1 protein-coding gene is annotated in these 3,475 nt (G+C 62.9%); it reads right to left on the bottom strand.

Features of this window, described 5'->3' with window-relative positions:
* A partial coding sequence (locus KQH55_RS16170) for a non-ribosomal peptide synthetase (protein WP_235091687.1) occupies window positions 1-3,475 on the bottom strand: 3,475 nt, incomplete at both ends.

Raw genomic sequence — 3,475 nt, 5'->3', positions numbered from 1 at the left:
GCGCCGCACGCGCGCGAGCAGCTCTGCGATATCAGGTTCGCCCGACAAATCCACGCGCAACGCCAGCGTATTAACAAAAAAACCAATTAACGGCTCGATCTGGCGATGGTGACGATTAGCGCTGGGCGTGCCGATGACCACGTCGTGCTGGCCCGACAGGAGCGCGAGTACCGCGCTCCATGCGGCAAGCACCGTCATAAATAGCGTCGTGCCATGCTCACCGCTCAAGCGCTTCAGTGCACGCGTGGTTTGCACATCGATCTGCACCGGCACGTGTGCGCCGGCAAACGACTGTTGTGCCGGGCGCGACCGGTCGGTCGGCAGTGCCAGCAGCACAGGTGCGTCGGCCAGCGTCGCGCGCCAATAGTCGCTTTGCGCCTGCAGCCGCTCGCCCGTGAGCCACTGCCGTTGCCACGCTGCATAGTCCGGATACTGAACCGCCAGCGGCGGCAACGGATCGGCTTGCGCCCCGACGCTCGCCGCGTACAGTGCACTCAACTCGCGCGCGAACACCCCGATTGACCAGCCATCCGACACAATATGGTGCTGTGTGAGCAGCATCACGTACTCATCATCGGCCACTTGAATGCCGCACGCGTGGATCAACGGGCCGCGCGCCAGATCGAACGGCGCGTGCGCGACTTCGTGACGCAAGCGGGCCAGTTTCGCCGGCGCGTTTGGTACGCCGCGCAGATCATGCCAGCGCAGCGGCACGCCCGTGTCTGCCGGCAGCAATTGCACCTGCGGCTGACCGTCAACGCTCACAAACGTCGAGCGCAGCGCTTCATGACGCGCGAACAGCGCATCCAATGCCTGTTGCCAGGCCGCTCGATCAAGCGGTCCGCGTACGTGCAGCGCCAGCGGAATATGATACGTGTCACTGACCCCATCGAGCTGCGCGAGGAACCACAGCCGCTGCTGGGCGAACGATAATGGCAAACCGCCTTCACGCGACACCGGCATGATCTCGGGCAGCGCATCGGTGCCTTGCTGCAAGTAGTGGGCTTCAAGCGCCGCGGCAAACGCGGCCAACGTGGGCGTCGCAAACAAGGTCGCCAGCGGCACGTCAGCGCCCAGTCCTCTGACCCGGTTCATCAACCGCACCGCCAGCAGCGAGTGGCCCCCGAGCGCAAAAAAGCTGTCGTGCCGACCGACACGTTCGACACCCAATAGCTCTGCCCAGATCGCCGCGAGTGTCGTCTCGAGCTCACCTTGGGGCGCTTCATACGCTTGATGCGCGAGCGCCGCATCATCCGGTGCGGGCAACGCTCGGCGATCGAGCTTGCCGTTCGGTGTCAGCGGAAACGCATCGAGCCGCACGAACGCACTGGGCACCATATACTCAGGCAGGCCCGCCGCCACCTGCGCGCGCAGTGTGCTCGCGAGTTGCTCGTCCGCTTCGGCCTGCACATACGCCACCAGCCGCTTATCCGTGCCCTCACCGGTTGCTACCACCACCGCATCACGCACCTGCGGGTGCGCCGTTAAGCACGTTGCGATCTCGCCCGGTTCAATCCGAAAGCCGCGGATCTTCACTTGCTCATCGTTGCGACCCACAAACTCCAGATTGCCGTCCGGTAAATACCGCGCCACATCCCCGGTCTTATACAGCCGTGCCCCCGCTTCATCGGAGAACGGATCGGGCACAAAGCGCTCAGCGGTCAACTCCGGACGGTTCAGATAGCCCCGTGCTACCCCCGCGCCACCAATATACAATTCGCCGACCGCACCCAGTGGCACCGGCTGGCCGTGCGCGTCAAGTAAATAAACGCGTGTGTTCGCAATCGGCCGGCCAATCGGGATGCTGGCGTTTGTTTCCGGAACGGATGTGATCTTGTAAGTCGTCGCAAACGTAGTGCTTTCGGTCGGACCATAACCGTTGATCAGCTGCTCAGGAGGTGACCCGCGCATCACTTGCGCAACCCACCTCGCATCCAACACGTCTCCTCCGACAATTAATGCCTTCAGTTGAGAGAAGGCCGTGCCTACCTGTGCGGCCATCTGGTTGAACAAGCCAACGGTGAACCACAAGATGCTAATGCGCTGTTCGCGCAAAATGTGCGCAAACGCAGCGGGCATCAGCACCGTGTCATGATCGATCACCACAACGGTGGCGCCATTTAACAGCGGCGCCCACACTTCAAACGTGCTCGCGTCGAACGCCGGGTTCGCTGCGAATGCCACACGATCATCGGTGCGAATGTCAACAAAGTCACTATTAATGACCAGCCGCGCAATCGCATGATGTGGCACCATCACGCCCTTCGGGGTGCCGGTTGAGCCCGACGTATAAATCACATACGCCAAATGCCGGGCCGTCAGTCCCACCACCGATGGATTGGTGTCCGGTAATGCCGGCAGGGTGGCCGGATCAAGCACCGTGCAGGACGCGAGTGCCGCCTCGCCCAACGCAGCGCGCCCGGTCGCATCGGCGAGCACAATGCTCGGTACCGCATCGGCGAGGATGTGCGCCAAGCGCTCGCCTGGGTAGCTCGGGTCCAGCGGCACATACGCACCGCCAGCCTTTAAGATCGCCAGCATGCCCACAACCAGCGCCGGCGAGAGCTCGACGCAGATTGCCACCCGTGCATCGGGCTTGACGCCCAACTCGATCAACTGGTGCGCGAGGCGATTAGCTTGTGAATTGAGCTGCGCATAACTGAACGTTTGGTTCTCAAACACCAGCGCCGTCGCCTCAGGCGTGCGCTCGACCTGCGCCTCGAATAGCTGGTGCACGCACCAGTTCGACGGATACGCCTGCTGCGTCGCGTTCCACGTGTTAAGCAGCAACTCGCGCTCCGCCTCGGGCAGCACCTGCAGCTGCTGCACTGCGGTGTCGGGTGCCGCTTCGAGCGCGTCGGCCAAGCTGTGCAGCGCCTGCTGCATATACACGCATACTCGCTCCGGCTCCAGCGACGGCACACTCTGGGCCGTTAGCTCCAACGACTGCCCATCATCGTCCACTAACAGCCCGATGGGGTAATTAGTGCGCTCCTGCGCGCTCAACAGTTCCACACCCGGTAGCCTGCTGCACTCATCCGAGCCCATTGCATTGTGCCGGTAATTAAGCAGCGCACTAAAAAGCGGTGTACCGGCCGGCACGCCGCTGCAGCGCTGCGCGAGCGCCAGCGACGCATGCTCATGTTCCAACAGTGCGGCCAAGCGCGCGTGCGTGCTCCGCACACACGCCTGCACACTGCCGTCCAGGTCTACACGCAGCGGCAGCGTATTAATAAAGAGCCCCATCGCGCAATCGGCACCCTCACCCGCCTGCATCCGCCCGAACAGCACGGTGCCAAACACTACACGTTGTTGGCCACTCGCACGGGCGAGCACCTGCGCCCATGCCAAATGACATAGGCTCGCTAAGCTCACGCCTAGCCGCTTTGCCTGTACACGCAGCCGATCGTTCAACGCCGGCGGCAACATCCGGTGTGCCTCGCTCACGTCACGACCGTCATGCTGTACCTGCGCG

It is taken from the genome of Mycetohabitans sp. B3 (assembly GCF_021498065.1).
Taxonomy (GTDB): domain Bacteria; phylum Pseudomonadota; class Gammaproteobacteria; order Burkholderiales; family Burkholderiaceae; genus Mycetohabitans.
The sequence above is the reverse complement of the archived record's forward strand: the minus strand, read 5'-3'. Positions and strand labels throughout refer to the sequence as shown.